At 35.9% G+C, this 17,621-nt stretch carries 14 protein-coding genes; 8 read left to right on the forward strand and 6 right to left on the reverse strand.

The genetic code is table 11. From position 1 onward, the window contains the following. The first annotated feature begins 180 nt into the window (after positions 1-180). The 8 genes from rplK to R2Q59_RS19975 all read left to right on the forward strand — a co-directional run bounded on the left by rplK (position 181) and on the right by R2Q59_RS19975 (position 11,959). On the forward strand, positions 181-624 hold the full coding sequence (gene rplK, locus R2Q59_RS19940; protein WP_090994168.1) for a 50S ribosomal protein L11: 444 nt from the start codon (positions 181-183) through the stop codon (positions 622-624). A gap of 23 nt (positions 625-647) precedes the next feature. After that, positions 648-1,346 carry a 50S ribosomal protein L1 gene (rplA, locus tag R2Q59_RS19945; RefSeq protein ID WP_055132255.1) on the forward strand — a complete coding sequence of 233 codons (699 nt, stop codon included), beginning with the start codon at positions 648-650 and terminating at the stop codon, positions 1,344-1,346. Between the two features lie 2 nt (positions 1,347-1,348). Beyond that, complete coding sequence (rplJ, locus tag R2Q59_RS19950; protein ID WP_131555639.1) at positions 1,349-1,870, forward strand: 50S ribosomal protein L10; 522 nt, start codon at positions 1,349-1,351, stop codon at positions 1,868-1,870. Between the two features lie 64 nt (positions 1,871-1,934). Beyond that, entirely contained in the window at positions 1,935-2,312 is a 378-nt protein-coding gene (gene rplL, locus R2Q59_RS19955; protein ID WP_131555638.1) for a 50S ribosomal protein L7/L12, read from the forward strand. A 154-nt stretch (positions 2,313-2,466) separates the two neighbouring features. Next, on the forward strand, positions 2,467-6,273 hold the full coding sequence (gene rpoB, locus R2Q59_RS19960; RefSeq protein WP_131555637.1) for a DNA-directed RNA polymerase subunit beta: 3,807 nt from the start codon (positions 2,467-2,469) through the stop codon (positions 6,271-6,273). Between the two features lie 86 nt (positions 6,274-6,359). Further along, positions 6,360-10,652 (forward strand): DNA-directed RNA polymerase subunit beta', encoded by a 4,293-nt coding sequence (gene rpoC / locus R2Q59_RS19965; protein WP_316772206.1) that lies wholly within the window; start codon positions 6,360-6,362, stop codon positions 10,650-10,652. A gap of 157 nt (positions 10,653-10,809) precedes the next feature. After that, positions 10,810-11,580, forward strand: coding sequence for a hypothetical protein (locus R2Q59_RS19970; RefSeq protein WP_316787185.1), 771 nt, complete (start codon positions 10,810-10,812; stop codon positions 11,578-11,580). A 64-nt stretch (positions 11,581-11,644) separates the two neighbouring features. After that, entirely contained in the window at positions 11,645-11,959 is a 315-nt protein-coding gene (locus R2Q59_RS19975; RefSeq protein ID WP_316772212.1) for a DUF3467 domain-containing protein, read from the forward strand. Here R2Q59_RS19975 and miaA read toward each other — a convergent pair. From miaA to R2Q59_RS20005, 6 genes are all read right to left on the reverse strand, one after another. Continuing rightward, positions 11,956-12,927 (reverse strand): tRNA (adenosine(37)-N6)-dimethylallyltransferase MiaA, encoded by a 972-nt coding sequence (gene miaA / locus R2Q59_RS19980; protein ID WP_316787326.1) that lies wholly within the window; start codon positions 12,925-12,927, stop codon positions 11,956-11,958. The genes R2Q59_RS19975 and miaA overlap by 4 nt on opposite strands. Positions 12,928-12,951: 24 nt before the next feature. Further along, on the reverse strand, positions 12,952-13,599 hold the full coding sequence (locus tag R2Q59_RS19985) for an IS1096 element passenger TnpR family protein (RefSeq protein WP_316772214.1): 648 nt from the start codon (positions 13,597-13,599) through the stop codon (positions 12,952-12,954). Positions 13,600-13,660: 61 nt separating this feature from the next. Further along, the gene (locus tag R2Q59_RS19990) at positions 13,661-15,067 is read right to left on the reverse strand and encodes a CCA tRNA nucleotidyltransferase (RefSeq protein WP_316787186.1); all 1,407 of its coding nucleotides are present in this window, start codon (positions 15,065-15,067) and stop codon (positions 13,661-13,663) included. A 90-nt stretch (positions 15,068-15,157) separates the two neighbouring features. Then, entirely contained in the window at positions 15,158-15,721 is a 564-nt protein-coding gene (locus R2Q59_RS19995; protein WP_316787188.1) for an L-threonylcarbamoyladenylate synthase, read from the reverse strand. Between the two features lies 1 nt (position 15,722). After that, positions 15,723-16,493 carry a DUF5672 family protein gene (locus R2Q59_RS20000; protein ID WP_316787190.1) on the reverse strand — a complete coding sequence of 257 codons (771 nt, stop codon included), beginning with the start codon at positions 16,491-16,493 and terminating at the stop codon, positions 15,723-15,725. After that, on the reverse strand, positions 16,490-17,614 hold the full coding sequence (locus R2Q59_RS20005) for a glycosyltransferase family 1 protein (RefSeq protein ID WP_316787191.1): 1,125 nt from the start codon (positions 17,612-17,614) through the stop codon (positions 16,490-16,492). Before R2Q59_RS20005 ends, R2Q59_RS20000 begins: the two co-directional genes overlap by 4 nt. Positions 17,615-17,621 lie beyond the last annotated feature (7 nt).

Below are 17,621 nucleotides of genomic sequence, written 5' to 3' on the forward strand. Positions count from 1 at the left end.
TTTGAGGACTGCAAGATTATTCATATCTTTGCAGTCCTTTTGGTTTATGCTGGGTTGGGAATATCGTAAAAAGAGCATTTTTTGTTCAATTCTCATATCTCAAATCTCATATCTAAAAGGATCAAAATGTTACATGCTTCCAATATTTAACATTGAGTATTACAATTAACAAATCAGAAAATGGCAAAAGAAGTCGGTGCACTTGTTAAATTACAAATCAAAGGCGGAGCTGCAAACCCATCACCACCAGTAGGACCTGCATTAGGTGCTAAAGGTGTTAATATCATGGAGTTTTGTAAACAATTCAATGCTCGTACCCAAGATAAGCCAGGTAAAGTATTACCAGTTGTGATTACTGTATATGTGGACAAGTCTTTCGAATTCATCATCAAGACCCCTCCAGTTGCTATCCAATTATTGGATGCTACTAAATTAACGAGTGGTTCTGCTGAGCCCAACCGTAAGAAAGTTGGTTCGGTGACTTGGGATCAAGTTAAGTCAATTGCTGAAGATAAGATGACTGATTTAAATGCATTCACTATCGAATCTGCTATGAAAATGGTAGCAGGTACAGCACGCAGTATGGGAATCACCGTTAGTGGTGATGCACCCTGGACAAATTAATTAACAAAAAACAGTTTACAACAGTGGCGAAATTAACAAAAAATCAAAAACTGGCACACGCTAAACTAGAAATCGGTAAATCGTATTCTTTACAGGATGCGGCTGCTTTGGTAAAAGAGATTACTACAACTAAATTTGATGCATCTGTTGATATCGATGTAAGTTTAGGCGTAGATCCACGTAAAGCCAATCAAATGGTACGTGGTATAGCTACTTTACCTCATGGTACAGGTAAAACTGTACGTGTTTTAGTACTTTGTACTCCTGATAAGGAAGAAGAGGCTAAAGCTGCAGGAGCAGATTTCGTAGGTTTAGACGAATATGTGGCAAAGATTGAAGGTGGTTGGACAGATGTTGACATTATTATCACTACTCCTGCTTGTATGGCAAAAGTAGGTAAACTGGGCCGCGTTTTAGGTCCACGTAACCTTATGCCAAACCCAAAATCAGGTACAGTAACCAACGAAGTTGGAAAAGCTGTAACTGACGTAAAAGGCGGTAAGATTGATTTTAAAGTTGACAAAACTGGTATCATCCATGCTTCAATAGGAAAAGTATCATTCTCAGCAGAGAAAATATATGAAAACGCGTTGGAGGTTCTTCAAACGATTTCTAAATTAAAACCTTCTGCTGCAAAAGGAACTTATTTTAAAAGCATTCACGTGTCTTCTACAATGAGTCCTGGAATTGCAATCGAAACTAAATCAGTAGCGGGGATCTAATTATGAACAGAGAAGAAAAACAAGAAGTAGTTTTAGCTCTACAAGAGAAAATGCAAGAGTATGGCAATTTTTATATTGCTGATACCTCAGGCTTATCTGTTGAGAAAGTAAATAACATCCGTCGCAAATGTTTCGAAAGCGGTATCGAAATGAAAGTTGCAAAAAATACATTGATCAAAATTGCGATTGATGGATTAGAAGGCGACTCGTCTGAGATACACGCAGCATTAAAAGGTCAATCGGCTTTATTATTTTCAAAAGTAGGAAATGCACCAGCTAAGCTGATCAAATCTCTAAGAAAAGGTAAAGAAACGAAACCAGCGCTTAAAGGTGCTTATATCGATACAGCAATATTTGTTGGTGATAACCAATTAGATGCATTAGTAAGTCTTAAATCAAGAGAAGAACTTATTGGTGAAATCATTGGATTATTACAATCACCAGCTAAAAACGTTGTGTCGGCATTGCAATCTGGCGGTAACAAAATTGCAGGTATTGTTAAAACACTACAAGAAAGAGGTTAACGAACACCTGAAGTTCGAAATTAAACAAAAATATTTTTACGTAAATTTTTAAAATCTTAATAAAATGGCAGATTTAAAAGCGTTTGCTGAGCAATTGGTAAACTTAACAGTTAAAGAAGTTAACGAATTAGCTCAAATCTTAAAAGACGAGTATGGTATCGAACCAGCTGCTGCGGCAGTTGCTGTTGCAGGTCCTGCTGCTGGTGGCGAAGCTGCTGCAGTTGAAGAAAAAACTACTTTTGATGTAATATTGAAAGAAGCTGGTGGCGCTAAGTTAGCAGTTGTTAAATTGGTAAAAGACCTAACTGGTTTAGGTTTGAAAGAAGCTAAAGATTTAGTTGATGGTGCACCAAAAGAATTAAAAACTGGTGTTGCTAAAGACGAAGCAGAAGCTTTGAAAAAACAATTAGAAGAAGCTGGAGCTGTAGTTGAGATTAAGTAATTACTTAATTTTAACGAACCTTTAAGAATAAGACTCCGACTATTAAGTCGGAGTCTATTCCCGTTTATAAACATTTCATCTTGTTTGGTTGGTGATCTGTTTAAAGGCAAACCAAACTAATAGTTTATTCTTAAACTAAATTAAATTTAGTCCCTTGGCAAGTAAAGTCGTAGACCAAAGAGTAAATTTTGCACGTAGTAAGCATATCATAGATTATCCAGATTTTCTGGATGTGCAGTTGCAATCATTTAGAGAATTTTTTCAGATAGAAACAACTTCAGATAACCGTCACACAGAAGGTTTGTTTAAAGTATTTGCTGAAAATTTCCCAATCACTGATTCGAGAAACATATTCGTTTTAGAATTTTTAGATTATTTTATTGACCCACCACGTTATGACATTCCTGAATGTATTGATCGTGGGTTAACTTACAGTGTCCCGTTAAAAGCAAAGCTAAAACTTTCTTGTAACGATGCAGAACACGAGGATTTTGAAACCATCATTCAAGATGTATACTTAGGAACCATACCATACATGACTCCAAAAGGTACGTTTGTGATTAACGGTGCAGAACGTGTAATCGTTTCTCAATTACACAGGTCTCCAGGTGTGTTCTTCGGCCAAAGCCGTCACACAAATGGAACCAAGTTATATTCTGCTCGTGTGATCCCTTTCAAAGGTTCTTGGATTGAGTTTGCTACAGACGTTAATAACGTAATGTATGCTTACATCGACCGTAAGAAAAAATTCCCGGTAACCACCTTATTGCGTGCAATCGGTTATGATTCTGATAAAGACATCTTAGAATTGTTTGATCTTGCTGACGAAGTAAAAGTTAGTAAATCAGGCTTAAAGAAGTATACAGGACGTAAACTGGCTGCAAGAGTTTTAAGAAAATGGACTGAAGATTTTGTAGATGAGGATACAGGTGAAGTTGTTTCTATAGATCGTAATGAAGTTATCTTAGATAGGGATACCGTTCTTGAAGACGACCATATCGATATGATCATCGATGCAGGTGTTAAAACTATTATCTTATCTAAAGATGATGGTGCATCTCAAGCTGATTATACCATTATATACAATACTTTACAAAAAGATACTTCAAACTCTGAAAAAGAGGCTGTTGAAAACATCTATCGTGCTTTGCGTAACGCAGAACCACCTGATGAGGAAACTGCAAGAGGTATCATTGAGCGTTTATTCTTCTCAGATAAACGTTATGACTTAGGTGATGTGGGTAGATACCGTATTAACCGTAAGTTAAAAATGGATACTCCTGATCATGTGAAAGTATTAACTAAAGCAGATATTATTGCTATTGTTAAATACTTAATCAAATTGATCAACTCTAAAGAAGAAGTGGATGATATTGATCACTTGTCTAACCGTCGTGTTCGTACAGTAGGTGAGCAATTATATGCGCAATTCGGTGTTGGTTTAGCTCGTATGGCTAGAACTATCCGTGAGCGTATGAACATTCGTGATAATGAGGTGTTTACACCAACAGATTTGATTAATGCCCGTACATTATCGTCGGTTATTAACTCATTCTTTGGTACTAACCAATTATCTCAGTTCATGGATCAAACCAATCCTTTGGCAGAGATTACGCACAAACGTCGTTTGTCAGCTTTAGGCCCAGGTGGTTTATCACGTGAGCGTGCTGGTTTCGAGGTTCGTGACGTTCACTATACTCACTATGGTCGTTTATGTACCATTGAAACTCCAGAGGGACCAAACATTGGTTTGATTTCATCACTATGTGTACACGCTAAAATTAACAATTTAGGTTTCATCGAAACTCCTTATAAAATTGTTGAGAATGGTGTTGTGGCAATGGATAAAGATGTAATCTATCTTTCTGCTGAAGATGAGGATGGTAAAACTATCGCACAAGCAAATGCTGAGTATGATGAAAAAGGAAACTTTACAACTGCTCGTGTTAAAGCTCGTTACGAAGGTGACTTCCCGATTATTGAGCCTGAGAAATTAGACTTAATGGATATTGCTCCTAACCAAATTACCTCTATCGCTGCTTCATTGATTCCTTTCTTGGAACATGATGATGCGAACAGGGCTTTGATGGGATCGAACATGCAACGTCAGGCTGTACCATTGTTACGTCCTGAAGCTCCAATTGTTGGTACAGGTTTAGAAGGTCGCGTTGCTCGTGACTCGAGAACTTTGATCAATGCAGAAGGTGATGGTGTTGTAGAATATGTTGATGCTAACGAAATCACTATTAAATATGTACGTAACGATGGAGATCGTTTAGTATCGTTTGAGGGTGATAGCAAAACTTATAAATTAATCAAGTTCAAAAAAACCAACCAGAACACTTGTATCAACTTAAAACCTATCGTTAAGAAAGGTCAGAAAGTTGTTAAAGGACAAGTACTTTGTGAAGGTTATGCAACTGAAAATGGAGAGTTGGCATTAGGAAGAAACTTAAAAGTTGCTTTCATGCCTTGGCAAGGATATAACTTTGAGGATGCGATTGTAATTAACGAACGTATTGTTAGAGATGATATTTTTACCTCTTTACACATTGAAGAGTTTGAATTAGAAGTACGTGATACAAAACGTGGAGAAGAGGAATTAACACCAGATATTCCTAACGTTTCTGAAGAAGCTACTAAAGATTTAGATGAAAACGGTATCATCCGCATTGGTGCTGAAGTAAAAGAAGGCGATATTCTAATTGGTAAAATTACACCAAAGGGTGAGTCTGATCCTTCACCAGAAGAGAAATTACTTCGTGCAATCTTTGGTGATAAAGCCGGTGATGTTAAAGATGCTTCATTGAAAACTCCACCTTCAATTAAAGGTGTGGTAATTGATACTAAGTTATTCTCAAGAGCTAAGAAAACTACTAAAGCAGAAGAAAAATCAGCTATTGAGAAATTAGATAAGAGATATAATTTAGCTACAGAGAACCTTAAAAACGAATTAGTTGATAAATTGTTCCAAATTGTAAATGGTAAAACATCTCAAGGTGTATTTAACGTTTACAAGGAAATGTTAATCGCTAAAGGCGCTAAGTTTACTCAGAAAATATTAGCAGACCTAGAGTACGCTCATATTAACCCATACAAATGGACAACTGATGATGATAAAAACGATCAAATCAAGTTGTTGTTACATAACTATGGTATCCGTGTAAACGAAGAATTAGGTGCATACAAACGCGATAAATTTGCAATTAGTGTTGGTGATGAGTTACCATCAGGAATTGTTCAAATGGCGAAAGTTTATGTAGCTAAAAAACGTAAATTAAAAGTAGGTGATAAGATGGCTGGTCGTCACGGTAATAAGGGTATTGTTGCTCGTATTGTACGTGATGAAGATATGCCATTCTTAGAAGATGGAACACCAGTTGATATCGTGTTGAACCCACTGGGTGTACCTTCACGTATGAACTTGGGTCAGATCTACGAAACTGTATTGGCTTGGGCTGGTAAAGAATTGGGTGTTAAATTTGCAACTCCAATTTTTGATGGTGCTAAATCTGATGAGGTTGAAGAGTGGATTGCTAAGGCAGGTGTACCAGCTTCTGGTAGAACTTACCTACACAATGGTTTAACGGGAGAGAAATTTGATCAGCCGACTACAGTAGGTATTATTTATATGCTTAAACTGGGTCACATGGTTGATGATAAGATGCACGCTCGTTCTATCGGACCATACTCATTAATTACACAACAACCATTGGGTGGTAAAGCTCAGTTCGGGGGTCAACGTTTTGGTGAGATGGAGGTTTGGGCATTAGAGGCATTTGGTGCAGCTAATATCCTACAAGAGATCTTAACAGTAAAATCTGATGATGTTATTGGAAGAGCCAAAACTTACGAAGCCATCGTTAAAGGCGAAAACCTACCAACTCCAGGTGTACCAGAATCATTTAATGTATTGGTACATGAGTTACGCGGTTTAGGTTTAGATATTACGTTAGACTAACAATGATGTAAAATGTGAGATGGAAAATGGCAAATATGTCGTTTCCATCTTCCATCTTACCTCTTACATTTTAACCTTAAAGAAGTATGTCTTACAAAAAGGATAATAAATTAAAAAGCAATTTCACCTCGATTACCATTAGCTTGGCATCGCCTGAGAATATCTTAGAGCGTTCAAGTGGTGAGGTGTTAAAACCTGAGACTATCAATTATCGTACTTACAAACCAGAACGTGATGGTTTGTTTTGCGAGCGTATTTTTGGTCCGGTAAAAGATTACGAATGTCACTGTGGTAAATACAAACGTATCCGTTATAAAGGTATTGTTTGTGACCGTTGTGGTGTTGAGGTAACTGAGAAAAAAGTACGTAGAGAGCGTATGGGTCACATCAACTTGGTGGTGCCTGTTGCGCATATCTGGTATTTCCGTTCTTTACCTAACAAAATCGGTTATCTTTTAGGTTTACCTACCAAAAGACTAGATTTGATCATTTACTACGAGCGTTATGTAGTAATTCAAGCTGGTTTAATGGCAGATCAAGGTATCAACTATATGGACTTCTTAACTGAGGAAGAATATTTAGATATCTTAGATAAATTACCTAAAGAAAATCAATATTTAGACGATAAAGATCCTAATAAATTTGTTGCCAAAATGGGAGCAGAGGCGTTAGAAGATTTATTAAAACGTATTGATTTAGATAGCTTATCATACAATTTACGTCACCAAGCTGCTAACGAAACTTCGCAACAACGTAAAAATGAAGCGTTAAAACGTCTTCAAGTTGTAGAAGCTTTCCGTGGTGCTAGAACTCGTATTGAGAATAACCCAGAGTGGATGATCATTAAAATCGTTCCTGTTATTCCACCAGAATTACGTCCTTTAGTACCTCTAGAAGGTGGTCGTTTTGCAACTTCAGATTTGAACGATTTATATCGTCGTGTAATTATCCGTAACAATCGTTTAAAACGTTTGATCGAGATTAAAGCACCAGAAGTTATTTTGCGTAACGAAAAACGTATGTTACAGGAAGCTGTAGATTCGTTATTCGATAACTCACGTAAAGTAAATGCTGTTAAAACTGAAGGTAACAGAGCATTAAAATCTCTATCTGATATTTTAAAAGGTAAACAAGGTCGTTTCCGTCAGAACTTACTAGGTAAACGTGTGGATTATTCTGCTCGTTCGGTAATTGTTGTAGGACCAAACCTTAAACTACACGAGTGTGGTTTACCAAAAGATATGGCTGCTGAGCTTTTCAAACCGTTTATTATTCGCAAGATGATTGAACGTGGAATTGTGAAAACAGTTAAATCTGCTAAGAAAATTGTAGATAGAAAAGACCCATTAGTTTGGGATATTCTTGAAAACGTATTAAAAGGACACCCAGTGTTACTTAACCGTGCACCTACGTTGCACAGATTAGGTATCCAATCTTTCCAACCACGTTTAATTGAAGGAAAAGCTATTCAATTACACCCATTAGTTTGTACTGCATTTAACGCGGATTTTGATGGTGACCAGATGGCGGTGCATTTACCTTTAGGTCATGCAGCAATTTTGGAAGCCCAAGTTCTAATGTTAGCAGCGCACAACATTCTAAACCCTGCAAATGGTACACCGATTACGGTTCCATCTCAGGATATGGTTTTGGGTCTTTATTATATTACTAAAGGCCGTAGAACTGATGCTGGTCGTGTTGTTAAAGGACAAGATTCATCATTCTATTCTCCAGAAGAAGTTATTATTGCTTACAACGAGAAGAAAATTGATTTACACGCTTTCATTAAAGTGAAAGTTAACGTAAAACAAGAAGATGGAACGATTGTAAATAAATTAACTGAAACTACTGTTGGTAGAGTATTGTTCAACCAAATGGTGCCAGAAGAAGTGGGTTATATCAACGAACTATTAACTAAAAAATCTTTAAGAGATATTATTGGTGAAGTAGTGAAAATGACTGGTATGGCTCGTTCTGCAAGATTCCTTGATGATATCAAAGAACTTGGATTTAGAATGGCATTCCAAGGTGGATTATCGTTTAACTTGCAAGATGTTAACATTCCAGTAGAGAAACATACTTTGTTGGAACAAGCAGCTGGTGAAGTTGAAGAGGTAAGAAACAACTATAACATGGGTTTCATTACCAACAACGAGCGTTACAACCAAATTATCGATATCTGGACACGTATCAACAACCGTTTAACTACGTTTGTAATGAACCAATTGTCTAGCGATAACCAAGGTTTCAACTCTGTTTACATGATGCTTGATTCTGGAGCCCGTGGTTCTAAGGAGCAAATTCGTCAGTTAGCAGGTATGCGTGGTTTGATGGCTAAGCCTCAAAAATCTGGTTCAGGTGGTGAGATTATCGAAAACCCGATTTTATCTAACTTTAAAGAAGGATTATCGGTATTAGAATACTTTATCTCTACTCACGGTGCTCGTAAAGGTTTGGCGGATACGGCGTTAAAAACTGCTGATGCTGGTTACTTAACCCGTCGTTTACATGACGTTGCACAAGATATGATTGTAAATGCGGTAGATTGTGGTACTTTAAGAGGTATGTACACCACTGCATTAAAAGATCAAGAAGATATTGTTGAGCCATTATATGACAGGATTTTAGGTCGTATTTCTCTTCATGATGTTTTCAATCCATTAGATGGTAAATTATTAGTTGCTGCAGGCGAAGATATTTCTGAAGAAATTGCAAAAACTATTGAAGAATCTCCATTAGAAGGTATTGAAATTCGTTCGGTATTAACTTGTGAAAATAAAAGAGGTGTTTGTTCACTATGTTATGGTCGTAACTTAGCTTCTGGTAAACGTGTTCAAAGAGGTGAAGCTGTCGGTGTAATTGCTGCACAGTCAATCGGTGAGCCGGGTACACAGTTAACTTTACGTACATTCCACGTTGGTGGTACTGCATCAAACATTGCTGCAGAATCTCAAATCAATGCTAAATTTGATGGTGTGATCGAATTTGAAAACTTACGTACTGTACCAACTACTACAGAAGATGGTGTTGTTGATATCGTATTGGGTCGTTCAGGTGAGTTTAAAATTACTGAGCCAGGTACTGGTAAAGTAATTGTAACTAACAACATTCCTTATGGTGCATTCTTATTCGTTAAAGAAGGAGACAAAATCTCTAAAGGCGATAAGATTTGTTCATGGGATCCATATAACGCGGTTATTATCTCAGAATTTGCAGGTAAAATCGAGTTTGATGCGATTGTTGAAGGTGTAACTTTCCGTGAAGAATCAGATGAGCAAACTGGTCACCGTGAGAAAGTAATTATCGATACACGTGATAAAACTAAAAATCCATCTATCAGAGTAGTAGATAAAAAAGGTGAACTTATTAGAGGATACAACATCCCAGTAGGAGCTCACATTGCTATTGACGAAGGAGATGCAGTTCAAACTGGTCAGATTTTAGTTAAGATACCTCGTGCTACAGGAAAAACAAGAGATATTACGGGTGGTTTACCACGTGTAACTGAATTGTTTGAAGCACGTAATCCATCTAACCCAGCTGTAGTAACTGAGATTGATGGTGTGGTAACTTTAGGTGGTGTTAAACGTGGTAATCGTGAGATGACTATCGAATCTAAAGACGGAGAAGTTAAAAAATATTTAGTGCCATTGTCTAAACACATTTTGGTACAGGATAACGACTTTGTGAAAGCAGGTATGCCATTATCTGACGGATCAATTTCTCCAGCTGATATTTTAGCTATTAAAGGCCCTGCGGCTGTACAAGAATACTTAGTGAATGGTATCCAAGAGGTTTACCGTTTACAAGGTGTGAAAATTAACGATAAACACTTTGAAGTAATTGTACACCAAATGATGCAGAAAGTTCATATCGAAGATCCGGGTGATACTCGTTTCTTAGAAAATGATTCTGTTGATAGATGGGACTTTATGGTTGAGAACGACGAAATTTATGACAAAAAAGTTGTTGTAGATGCAGGTGACTCAGAAACAGTAAAACCAGGTCAGATTCTTTCTCTACGTAAATTAAGAGATGAAAATTCTCAATTGAAACGTAAAGATTTGAAACAAATTGAAGTTCGTGATGCACAACCTGCAACAGCGAGTTCAATCTTACAAGGTATTACTAGAGCTTCATTGGGTACCAAATCATTTATCTCTGCAGCATCATTCCAGGAAACTACTAAAGTACTGAATGAGGCAGCTATCGCAGGTAAACGTGATAACATGTTAGGCTTAAAAGAAAACGTAATTGTTGGTCACTTGATTCCTTCAGGTACTGGTGTTCGTGGATATGAGCGTATCATTGTTGGTTCTCAAGAAGAATACGATAAATTATTAGCTTCGAAACAAGAAGAAGAGGAAGTAGAAGCTTAATTGTCATAACAAACTTTAAAGTTTGTAAATTAAATCCCTAGCGTTAATTCGCTAGGGATTTTTTTGTACCCAATAGCCCTTACTTAAATATGCCCTGTTTGTGGTATATAAAAGCTGATTTTTTGAATTGATATTTACAAAATCAAAACCACAAACAATGAAAAATTATTTTTCTAAACTAGTGCTCTTATTTATCCTTACAGCAACTGCTGGATTAACATCTTGTAAAAAAAGTGATTCAGAACCATCGAATGCTAATGATACAAAATTAATTAAAGTTTCTACTTGGAACCCATCAACAGGTGCAGAAGTAATAATTTATGAATTAGTTTATGATGCCAAAGGAATAGTTTCCTCTGTAAGGGGAGGTAATAACGATTTATATACACCAGAGTATAATTCGGATGGTAAGCTAAGTAAAGTAACTAAAAGTAACCCCAATGGAAGACAAACGATTTACACTTTAACTTATAATGCAGCAGGTCAGGTTATAAAGAATAATCAAGCAAGTACATCATCTGGTGCGGTAACTGGCAATACAGAAATTGTATATGATTATAATGCAAACGGAAAAATAAGCAAAGAAACTATGACTTATGCCACAGGAAGTACTGTTCAGGAATATACTTGGAATGGGGAAAATCTTTCAGAAACTAAGTCAACCTACTCTTCTACTTCAATTTATACTTCAAAATATGTTAGCTACGATGATAAATTGAGCCCATATTTACTCGGTGGTCAAATTGTTTCCTTTGTATTAGGAGGGGTTGCACAGTCTAAAAATAATGTGACTGAAATACAAACCACATCAGGAACGACTAATAATTCTCAAAAAAGAACTTATGAGTATAATGCTGCAGGTTATGCAACTAGCATGAAATTAATGGATGGAAGTAACGAAGGGCAAAAATTCTATTACAATAAATAATTAGTGCATTAAGATATTTTAAACTTGGCTAGCAATTAATTATTTAATTGCTAGTTTTGTTATTATGGAAGAACAACAAAACGAAAACCAACTTAACATAGAATTATCTGAAGAAATTGCAGAAGGGATTTTTTCTAATTTAGCCATCATTACACATTCAAATACTGAGTTTGTATTAGATTTTATTAGGGTAATGCCTGGTGTGCCTAAAGCAAAGGTTAAATCGAGAATTATTTTAACACCAGAACACGCCAAAAGATTATTGCATGCCATGCAAGATAACATAGAGAAATACGAAGCTGCGAACGGAAGAATTAAAACTCAAGAAGAGCCTCCAGGTTTTCCGATGAATTTTGGTGGGCCAACTGCTCAAGCCTAGTTGAGTTTTGCGTTTGGAGTTTGGAGTTGAGCGTTAAGGTGCTCAATAATATCTTCAACTTGATTTGGCTCAAACCAAGCAGTATTTTCATCTCGCCTAAACCAAGTGAGTTGTCTTTTAGCAAAACGACGGGTGTTTTGTTTTATCATCGCAACTGCAGAAGCTAAATCTGTTTTGTCATCAAAATAATCAAACAATTCTGAGTAGCCAACAGTGTTTAATGCATTGTATTGTCGATGGGGGAGAAGTAATTTTGCTTCTTCTAGTAAACCTGCTTCCATCATTAAATCCACACGATGATTAATACGGTCATAAAGTAAAGCACGATCCATATTTAATCCAATTTTGATGATTTGAAATGGTCTTTGCTTTTTCTTTGCAGTTAAAAAAGAGCTTAATTTTTTGCCTGTAGAAAGCACTACCTCCAAGCCTCTAATCATTCTTTGAGGATTAGATTGGTCTACTTTTTCGTAATATTCAGGGTCTGATTCCTGCAATTGTTTTTTGATGGATTCAATTCCTTCTGTAGCTAATTTTTCATTTAATGCTTCACGGATGCTAAGGTCTATTTCTGGTAAATCATCCAATCCTTTACAAACTGCATCGATGTATAAACCAGAACCGCCAACCATGATTAGCACCTTATGCTTTTTGAACAACTCGTCCATCAATTGCAAAGCTTGGGATTCAAAATCGCCTGTACTAAAAAGTGTTTGTATGCTATGAGAATTGATAAAATGATGAGGTGCTGTAGCTAGTTCTTCGTTTGAAGGTTTAGCTGTTCCGATATGCATTTCTTTGAAAAATTGCCTCGAATCTGCAGAGATAATCTCAATTTGATAAAACTGCGCTAACTTTATAGCTAATGCAGTTTTACCTATAGCTGTTGGCCCAACTACTACAATTAGTGTTTTATTTTGGGCTTTTGGGTTGTAAGATTGTTGAATTTCAGTATTTCCATCTTCCATTTTACCTCTTACATCCCCCATCTTTTAATAATCTTCTTCTTTGCCGCTTCCGTATTCTTCATCGGCAAAATCATCGCCATCCGCAAACTCATCTTTTTCTTCCTCTTCTTCAGTATCATCAACTTCTTCGGCCATGATCCCTCGTCCGCCCATGGCTTCTAATTCTTCAGTATCTTCTGGCACAAAATCCATTTCATTTAAAAAGTCGAAATCTGTTGAAGCTGCTGCAGCACTTACTGCAAAACCTCCAGCATTTTTCTCAATGATTTTAGGTGCCTCTCCTGTGCTTTTTACCAAGAAAGGATATTCGATGTTTGGGTCGTTTTCTAGAATAATTTTAATCAGTTCTACGTGAAAATCAAACGGACGTTCAAAGTTGTAGATATAATAGAATTTTTGATGTGGGTCTTCAATAAAGCTGCTCAATTTTGCTTTCTCCATTAAAGTAACGCCATTGTTTATTTTGCGTTCGTTTGGTAACAATGCAATTTCATCACCCTTAATCCAGTTATCCGTACTTACATAAAATGATGATGATTTATCAGCATTATATCCGGTAGAACGATGGAGTGCCCTATGTAAATCTTCAAAAGTTTGAGTAGTTTTAATATCGATTTCTCTTACTACGTCGTCAAAATCTTCAAAAGAAATTTTAAATCTATAAATTGCCATTGTGGTGTTCTGTATCTTTCTGTAAAATTAAGAAATAAAAAATAATATCGTAGCCTTAAGCTTATTTTGTAACCTGATTTAAACCTAATTGTTTAGCCTTTTCTAGCATAAAAGTAAACGCCTCTTCGTAGCTATTTGTTATTTCGCCTTCTAAAATGGCCTCTCTAATTGCATTTTTAAGCAATCCCACTTCTCTACCAGCATCTAAACCAAAGGTTTGCATGATATCATTTCCAGAAATTGGCGGTTGCCAGTTACGCAATTGGTCACGTTCTTCAACATCTTTCAGTTTTTGCTTAACTAGCTCAAAGTTATTGCGATATTTCTTGATTTTGTATTCGTTTTTTGTAGTTACATCCGCATTGCATAACAACATTAAACTTTCAATCTCTTCTCCAGCTTCAAACAACAATCTTCTTACGGCAGAATCTGTTACTTTTTCTTGTGCTAAAACAATTGGACGTAAATGTAATTGAACCAATTTTTGAACGTATTTCATTTTTTCATTCAGTGGTAATTTCAATTGAGCGAAAATTTGAGGAACCATTCTAGCACCTTTGTCTTCATGGCCGTGAAATGTCCAACCGTGTCCTTCTTCAAATCTTTTAGTAGCTGGCTTGGCGATATCATGTAAAATAGCCGCCCAGCGTAACCAAAGGTCATCAGTGGTTTCACAAATGTTATCTAAAACCTGTAAAGTATGATAGAAATTGTCTTTATGTCCTTTCCCTTTAATAATGTCAACACCATAAAGATTTGCCATTTGAGGGAAAATTAGGTGTAATAATCCAGTATCAAACAGGTGTTTAAAACCAATTGAAGGTGTTTTAGCTAAGATGATTTTATTTAACTCATCGGTTATTCGTTCTTTTGAAACTATGTTAATCCGTTCCTTTTGTGTTTTGATAGCTTGTAAAGCAACCTCATCAATATCAAAATTCAATTGTGTAGCAAAACGGATGGCACGCATCATCCTTAAAGGATCATCAGAAAAAGTAATTTCAGGGTCTAATGGCGTGCGGATAAACTTGTTTTCTAAATCTGCTAATCCGTTAAATGGGTCAACTAAACCTCCGTAATTATCAGCGTTAAGAGATATAGCTAAAGCGTTAATTGTAAAATCCCTGCGTAATTGGTCATCTTCTAAAGTGCCGTTTTCTACAATGGGTTTTCGAGAATCAGAACGATAAGACTCTTTTCTTGCACCAACAAACTCAATTTCTAAATCGTTATACTTCAGCATTGCTGTGCCAAAATTTTTAAATACAGCAACCTTTGTTTTTAATTGCTGACCAACCTTTTCTGCAAAATCAATTCCATTACCTAGTATGACTACATCAATATCTTTAGAAGGGCGATTTAAAAATAAATCCCGTACAAAACCACCAATAACATAAGCTTCTGTTTTGGTTTGTTCAGCAATGTTTGCTAATACTTTAAATATTGGATTTGTTAGGTGTTGTTGCATAATGTCGTTATTGTCATACTGACGAAGGAAGTATCTCAATAAGAGATTCTTCTCAAGCTCAGAATGACAAGAAATGCAAAAATAGTAAAATTACTTACGTATAAACTCAAATTGCCCAGAAGGACCTAATTTAATAATCGTAGAAGGTTTTTTTACAGTGCGATTTTCTTGGTCTAAATCAACAATGTAATCAACAGCCTCTTTTACTTCATCACTAATTTCATCGAAGAATTTAGGTGTCGGCTCGCCACTTATATTAGCAGAAGTAGAAACTATTGGTTTGCGAAAACGTTGCAATAATTGTTCGCAGAAGTCGTGTTTAACAATGCGAATGCCTATAGTTCCATCTGTATTAATTACATTTTTAGCTAAGTTTTTTGCTCCAGAAAAAATAATGGTCATTGGGTTTTCTGCATATTCAATTAACTCGTAAGCTACTTCAGGAATTTCCGTAACATAACTTTGTAGCTTGTTCTCATTATCTAAAAGGATAATCAAACTTTTATCAGCGCTGCGACCCTTTAAAGCATTTACCTTAGCAACAGCTTCTTCATTAGTAGCATCGCAACCTAAACCCCAAACCGTATCCGTAGGATAAAGAATTACACCGCCATTTTTTAAAACTTCAAGTGCATTGTTAATTTCCTGTCTCATTCTATTTAATAATTGGAATAAACTTTTTCCAGAATTCTGGATTATGTTTTAATGGAGCGTGGCAACCAAAAGGTAACGTTTCTCCTAAATATTTATAGGCAACTGCCGGATGAAATTCAACCGCAAATTCCATTCCTTCTTCCCATTGGGGGATTTTAAATTCTACAATTTGTGGAGCTTCCAGGGACCAGAAAACATCTTCATTAAATGCATCACCTTTCGCTTTTATGTATTTGTTTAACAAAGATGGATTAACTATAGTTAATACTTTTAATGCTGAGCTGATTTTACGAAGCGATAAACCTCCATTACCAACTTTATTGTATCTATTGCCGTAAACTTTATTTTCCTTAAAGGAGAGCTTTATTTTTTGAACTAAATTGTAAAGGGCATTTCTGTTCAACTTGTCTGGTCTAAACCAAGGAGAACCAATATAATCGTAATCTTTCTCGCACCAAGCTTGTAACTCATCTTTAAAAAGATAAACATCAGCCTGATGAATTAACATGAAATCATATAAACCGAAGGCAGTGTAAAAGCCTTTTGATAACAACAATTGATTATAACCACTTATGCCTTCAAAATAGTGTTTGGCAAATCTTTTCACTTCTAACTGCTCCAATAAACCAAAAGATGAGTCAACTATTAATCCCTCTGGTGCAACAATAACTTGCTTAAATCCCTTGGTTAGCTGTAAACCATTTTCTAAAAACGCCAGTTCAATAGCTGTTGGTTTTTGATAAAGAGGAAAAATGATTACGCAACTTTTCATTGTTTCATTGTTTTTAAATAGCAATCCATCAGTTGTTGGTTTACTATTTCATTTTCGAATTTTTGAACGTATTCATATCCTTTTTGCTTCATCGTATCCTGTAATTTTTCGTCAGTTAAAACTTTGTTAATCGCATTCGCCAAATCAATTTCGCTATCTGGAGAAACATAAATGCTGTTCGGTCCGCCAGCCTCTTCCAAACATGAGCCAGTTGCTGCAACCACCGGAATATTGCTGTACAAAGCTTCAATTATTGGAATACCAAAACCTTCATAATAAGAGGGTAAAACAAAAACACTAGCAAGCTGATAAATTAAAGGCAGATCATTAAAAGGGACATTTTTAAGAAAAATCACCCTGTGTTGTAAGCCTAGATTTTCTATTTCTCTTTTTACTAAAGCAGTATAAGTGGTTTCTTTGCCGACAACAACTAGTTTAAAATCATCATTTATTTTTGGCAATGCTTTGATAACAAGTAAAAGATTTTTTCTAGCTTCAATCGTTCCCACGTTCAGTATGAATTTATCAGGAAGCTTATATTTTTTCTTTATTTTTTCTTTTTCAAAAGTACTCGATAACGTTTTAAAACTATCATCACAGCTTTGATAAATTACATCGATTTTTGAGGGATTGATATTGTAGAGTTCAACTATGTCTTCTTTTGTTTTTTCGCTGATGGCGATAATTCTATCAGATTTATCACATGCATATTTGCTTTTAAACTTGTAAATAAGTCTATCTATAAGTTTATAGTAGTGTGGTTTGCGAAGAAAGATTAAGTCGTGCATCGTTACAATGCTTTTAATTCCAATATGCTGTATGCCCATAGGGATTTCGTGACTTAAGCCATGAAATAAATCGATTTTATCCTCTATAAGTTGTTTTTTGATGCCAGAACTTCGCCAAAACAATTTTGATTTACCTTTATCAGGCTGTTTTAGATAGACATTAGCTTTAGAAAATAAAGGAAGGGTTAAAATGTTTTCCTTTACTTTTGGGGTATAAATAAAATATTGGTTGGTTGGAAACTGCTTTGCTACATGTTCAATCAATGAGCGGCTGTAATTGCCTAATCCAGTTAAATTATTTGCAGCACGTTTGCCGTCGAATCCAATATTCATTAAGATG

Source organism: Pedobacter frigiditerrae, assembly GCF_032678705.1.
Taxonomy (GTDB): domain Bacteria; phylum Bacteroidota; class Bacteroidia; order Sphingobacteriales; family Sphingobacteriaceae; genus Pedobacter; species Pedobacter frigiditerrae_A.

Excerpts from the sequence above, each read along its gene's own strand:
- rplJ (WP_131555639.1), top strand. The coding sequence starts at position 1,349 with ATGAACAGAGAAGAAAAACAAGAAGTAGTTTTAGCTCTACAAGAGAAA.
- R2Q59_RS19995 (WP_316787188.1), bottom strand. The coding sequence starts at position 15,721 with ATGAGACAGGAAATTAACAATGCACTTGAAGTTTTAAAAAATGGCGGT.
- R2Q59_RS19985 (WP_316772214.1), bottom strand. The coding sequence starts at position 13,599 with ATGGCAATTTATAGATTTAAAATTTCTTTTGAAGATTTTGACGACGTA.
- R2Q59_RS19990 (WP_316787186.1), bottom strand. The coding sequence starts at position 15,067 with ATGCAACAACACCTAACAAATCCAATATTTAAAGTATTAGCAAACATT.
- rplL (WP_131555638.1), top strand. The coding sequence starts at position 1,935 with ATGGCAGATTTAAAAGCGTTTGCTGAGCAATTGGTAAACTTAACAGTT.
- miaA (WP_316787326.1), bottom strand. The coding sequence starts at position 12,927 with ATGGAAGATGGAAATACTGAAATTCAACAATCTTACAACCCAAAAGCC.
- R2Q59_RS20005 (WP_316787191.1), bottom strand. The coding sequence starts at position 17,614 with ATGAATATTGGATTCGACGGCAAACGTGCTGCAAATAATTTAACTGGA.
- rplK (WP_090994168.1), top strand. The coding sequence starts at position 181 with ATGGCAAAAGAAGTCGGTGCACTTGTTAAATTACAAATCAAAGGCGGA.
- R2Q59_RS19975 (WP_316772212.1), top strand. The coding sequence starts at position 11,645 with ATGGAAGAACAACAAAACGAAAACCAACTTAACATAGAATTATCTGAA.
- rpoC (WP_316772206.1), top strand. The coding sequence starts at position 6,360 with ATGTCTTACAAAAAGGATAATAAATTAAAAAGCAATTTCACCTCGATT.
- R2Q59_RS19970 (WP_316787185.1), top strand. The coding sequence starts at position 10,810 with ATGAAAAATTATTTTTCTAAACTAGTGCTCTTATTTATCCTTACAGCA.
- R2Q59_RS20000 (WP_316787190.1), bottom strand. The coding sequence starts at position 16,493 with ATGAAAAGTTGCGTAATCATTTTTCCTCTTTATCAAAAACCAACAGCT.